Source organism: Halorubrum sp. (assembly GCF_046498025.1).
Taxonomy (GTDB): Archaea; Halobacteriota; Halobacteria; order Halobacteriales; family Haloferacaceae; genus Halorubrum.
The window spans coordinates 1-4,040 of the sequence record NZ_JAWOBM010000054.1 but is presented as its reverse complement, the minus strand read 5'-3'; the positions used below and the strand labels follow the sequence as shown (position 1 = coordinate 4,040).

Genomic DNA, 4,040 nt, shown 5'->3' with positions numbered 1-4,040 from the left:
CTCGACCCGCACGGCGAGGCGGTGCTCGTCGGCGACGCCGACACCGAGGCCGAGCTCGTCGAGCGCTACGTGGACGGGGAGCCCGAGGCCGTCGAGTCGACGCTCGCGGACCCCGCGTCGCTCCGGACGCACGTCCTCTCCGCGATCGCGACCGGCTTCGCCGAGACGGAAGAGGAGATCCTCGGCGTGTTCGAGGGCACCTTCTACGCCCGGGAGGCGGGCGCCGGCGGCCTCGCCGACGCCGTCGCGGTCGCGGTCGACGACCTCGTCGCGGCCGGGATGGTCCGTCGGGAGACCGGCGGCGTCGAGGAGTACCGGCTCGTCGCCACCCCGGTCGGCGAGACCACCTCGAAGCAGTACGTCAGGCCCGAGACCGGCGAGCGGATCGTCGCGGGGCTGCGGACCGCAAGCGGGATGGCCAACGCGACGACGCTCACCGTCTTCGAGGTGATCTGCGACACGCCCGACATGCAGGACACCTACCTCGGCAACGAGGAGCGCGCCGAGATCTACCGGTTCGCGCGGGCGAACGCGGGCGAACTGACCACGGCGATGCACGAGACCGACGACTTCGAGGAGTGGCTGGAGTCGGTGAAGACCGCCCGGATCCTCGACGAGTGGATCGGCGGTGCGACCGTCGAGGAGCTCGTGGAGGCGTACCGGATCGGGCCGGGCGACCTCGACTCGCGGATCGAGCGCGCCGAGTGGCTGCTGAGCGCGGCCGAGGCGCTGGCGGAGACGATCGGCGTGGGCGTGCCGGCGGTCTCTCGGGCGCGAGCGCGGCTGTGAAACGGCGAAAGAGACCGACCGACTCGGTCAGTCCGCGGGCTCGACGGCCCGGTGGAACGGCGTCCGGGAGATGGTTCGCCGGAGGTCGGCCAGGGAGTCGCGGCCGGCGTCGCCGGCGACGGCCATCACCGCGAACACCTCCTGTCTGGAGACCTTCACGCCGGTCTCGGTGAGCGCGTCCTCGGGGCGGGACTTGAGCTCGCGGAGGGTGCCCACCGCGAGCAGGTACGGGACCGTCCACGCCTCCATCGTGTTCCCGTTCGAGAGCGGCATCGTCTCGAGGTACGCCTGCGCGTCGTCGAGGAACGACCGGGCGTACTCGGCGGTGCGACCGACGACGCGGGCGGACGACTCCCGGTTCTCGGGGTGGACGACGTGCTCCTGGTCGACGCCCTCGTCGGCCAGCCACTCCGCGGGGAGGTAGACGTTGTTCTCCTCGGTGTAGTCGTCGTACACGTCCTTCGAGACGTTCACGAGCTGGAGGAGGAGGCCGAACTCCTCGGCGGTGTCGCGGAGCCGCTGTGCGCGGTCCTCCGTGATCTCGCCGCGGGTGAGGAGGTTCGTGATGAGGTTCCCGACGGTGCCGGCGGCGTAGTAGCAGTACTGCTCCAGCTCGTCGCGGTCGCCGATCCGGAGCCCGCCCTTGGTGGCGTGCCGGTCGACGAACATCGCCATCCCGTCCACCATCTCCAGCACTGGCGGGACGATGGCCTCGCGGGCCTCGGGATCGAGGTCCTCGAACGTCGCCACGATCGTCGGCGACTCGGCGACCACCTCCCAGTCGTCGTCGCGTTCGGCCGGGGCCGGGAGCCACTCGTCGACGGCGTCGCGAAACGCCGCGATGTCGACGTCGCTCTCCGGGTCGATCGCGTTGCGATACGTGCGCAGCACGTCGCTTTGCGCCTCGGGCGGGATGTGACCGGCGTCCTCGACGGTGTCGGCGACGCGACAGAGGAGGTACCCCACGCAGATCTGTGAGGCCATCGGCTCCTCCAACACGTCGACAGTCAGCGCGAAGGTCCGAGAAACGCCCTGAACCGCCTCGTGACACCACGAGAGGTCGGGCTCAGCGGGACCGTGTACTCGTCCGCTCATTCAGTTACCGACACTTACGGCACAACGCATAAAAAGCCTCGTGGAACGCCCCACGCCTCCACGGGCCGCGACGACGACGTTCGCGGCGCCCCCTACGGGCCGGATTCGACCGACAGCGCCGCGATCGAGCGCGGCAAACCCCGCCCGCGTGTAGGATCGTGTGAAAACCGATAAGTCGTCGTGTCCAGAGTGGTTCGTATGGACTTCACGCTCTCCGAGGAGCAGCGTCAGATCCGCGACACGGTCGCGTCGTTCGTCGACGACGAGGTCGTTCCGCGGGCCGCCGAGATCGACGAGACCGACGAGTTCCCGGCCGACCTGATCGACGAGATGGCCGAGCTGGGACTCCTCGGAATGCCGTTTCCCGTCGAGTACGAGGGCGCCGGGCTCGACTACCACAGCTACGCGATCGGCCTCGCGGAGATCTCCCGGGGCTCGGGCGGGCTCGGCACCGTCGTCGCCGCTCACACCTCGCTCGCGGGGAACATGCTGTACGAGTTCGGCGACGACCGACAGAAGGAGGAGTACCTCACCGCGCTCAACACCGGCGAGGACATCGGGGCGTTCGCGCTCTCGGAGGCCGAGGCCGGCTCGGACGTCCCGGCGATGACCACTACCGCTGAGCGCGAGGCGGGGGACGCCTCGGAGCGGAGCGGCGTCGCCGCGGAGCGCGACGGCGACGGCTACGTCGTCGACGGCGGGAAGCTCTGGATCTCGAACGGCTCCGTCGCCGACACGGTGATCCTCTTCGCCAAGACAGACCCCGACGCGGGCCGGAAGGGGATCTCCTCGTTCGTCGTCCGCCCCGAGGAGGACGACGGGTTCATCGTGGAGGGGACGGAGGACAAGCTCGGCGACAAGGGGTGTCCGACCGCGGAGCTCCGCTTCGACGACATGTGGATCCCCGAGGACCGCCGGCTCGGCGAGGAGGGCGAGGGGTTCGTGCAGGCGCTGAAGACGCTCAACGGCGGGCGGATCACGATCGCGGCGCGCTCCGTCGGCATCGCCCGCGCCGCCCTCGACGAGGCGAAATCGTACGCGCAGGAGCGCGAGCAGTTCGACCGCCCCATCGCCGACTTCCAGGCGATCCAGCACAAGCTCGCCGACATGGACACGAAGGCCCGCGCCGCGGAGCTGCTGATGCACGAGGCGGCGGACCTGAAGATGCGCGACGAGGACTACATCAAGGAGGCCGCGCAGGCGAAGCTGTACGCCTCCGAGATCGCCCGCGAAGTCGCCAACGAGGGGATACAGATCCACGGCGGCTACGGGTACACGAAGGACTTCCCGGCCGAGCGCTTCTACCGCGACGCGAAGCTCTCGGAGATATACGAGGGGACGAGCGAGGTCCTGCGGAACACCATCGCCCAACAGCTCCTCGACGAGTAGGCGGGCGCGCGAAGCGGTTATCTCCCGGTTTCGTCGTCGTTCGGTTCGTCGAGACTGTCGGCGTCTTTCTGATCCTCGACGGAGTGGTCGGCGTCTTCCTTCCTCTCGACGGGCTCGTCGGCCGCGGCGTCGTTCTCGACGGGCCCGTCGTCGGCGTCTTCCTCCTTCTCGACGGGCTCGTCGGCTGCGACGTCTCGGTCGTCGGTCCGGTGGGGCACGTCCGCGTCCGACGGGAACCGGTCCACCGCGTACTCGCCGGTGTCGATCCGTTCGGCGGGGCGGGAGTAATCGCGCTCGCTCACCGAGAAGTCGGGACGGATCACGCCTTCGTCGGGTATCTCCGGAGTCGGCTCTGTCTCGTCGTGAACCTCCGACGTCGACTCGGTCTCGTCGGGTGTCTCCGAGGTCGACTCGTCCCCGTCGCCCGTTGCGCCGACGTCGGGTTCGGCTCGGTCCGGCTCTCCGTCCGCGCGGTCGGCGTCGATATCTCCGGCGGAGCCGTCCGCGACGTCGACGTCGCCCTCGAACCACTCGAACCGGTCCCGCCGGCTGCGATGGCTGACGACCGCCGACTGAAGCCGCTCCTGCAGCGTCTCGCGGAGCTCGATCGCCTCCTCGAGTTCGAAGTCGACGGCGGCGGCGGACGTGCCGGCGATCGAGCTGCTCCCGGCGGTGTCGGCGACGACCGTCGCCACGTCCCAGCGGCGCTGGAAGACCGTCCGGCTGTCGATGACCGTCTGGATCCGGTAGTACGGGACGACCGTCAC

Annotated in this window: 4 protein-coding genes; 2 read left to right on the top strand and 2 right to left on the bottom strand. The window is 69.7% G+C overall.

Annotation, left to right across the window (positions count from 1 at the left end; translation table 11 throughout):
- A partial coding sequence (locus R6U01_RS11055; RefSeq protein WP_410286512.1) for an HTH domain-containing protein occupies positions 1-789 on the top strand: 789 nt, incomplete at its 5' end.
- 27 nt (positions 790-816) lie between these two features.
- Here R6U01_RS11055 and R6U01_RS11050 read toward each other — a convergent pair.
- Complete coding sequence (locus R6U01_RS11050) at positions 817-1,884, bottom strand: phytoene/squalene synthase family protein (protein WP_410286511.1); 1,068 nt, start codon at positions 1,882-1,884, stop codon at positions 817-819.
- 198 nt (positions 1,885-2,082) lie between these two features.
- Between R6U01_RS11050 and R6U01_RS11045 the strand changes: the two genes are divergently transcribed.
- Positions 2,083-3,273 carry an acyl-CoA dehydrogenase family protein gene (locus R6U01_RS11045; RefSeq protein WP_410286510.1) on the top strand — a complete coding sequence of 397 codons (1,191 nt, stop codon included), beginning with the start codon at positions 2,083-2,085 and terminating at the stop codon, positions 3,271-3,273.
- Between the two features lie 17 nt (positions 3,274-3,290).
- Here the strand turns inward: R6U01_RS11045 and R6U01_RS11040 are convergent.
- On the bottom strand, positions 3,291-4,040 hold a 750-nt coding region (locus tag R6U01_RS11040), incomplete at its 5' end, for a PH domain-containing protein (RefSeq protein ID WP_410286509.1).